Genomic DNA, 242 nt, shown 5'->3' on the forward strand with positions numbered 1-242 from the left:
GTCTTGGCGTTGTCGGCAATGCGAATGGCCTTGTCCAGGTCCGCCGCGACATCGATATACACGTGGCAGACGCCGTCCAGGTGCTTGATCACCGGCACCTTGGCGTCACGGCTGACCCGCTCGATCAGGCTCTTGCCGCCACGGGGCACGATCACATCGACGAACTCGGGCATGGTGATCAGCGCTCCAACCGCAGCGCGGTCGGTGGTTTCCACTACCTGCACCACGTGAGGCGGCAGGTC

At 64.0% G+C, this 242-nt stretch carries 1 pseudogene; it reads right to left on the reverse strand.

The annotated features are described in order from the left end of the window. Nucleotides 1–215, reverse strand: a pseudogene (locus R0J88_RS22880) (gamma-glutamyl-phosphate reductase); the annotation flags it as partial. Nucleotides 216–242 lie beyond the last annotated feature (27 nt).

It is taken from the genome of Pseudoalteromonas sp. SIMBA_162 (assembly GCF_046535955.1).
Classification (GTDB): domain Bacteria; phylum Pseudomonadota; class Gammaproteobacteria; order Enterobacterales; family Alteromonadaceae; genus Pseudoalteromonas; species Pseudoalteromonas marina.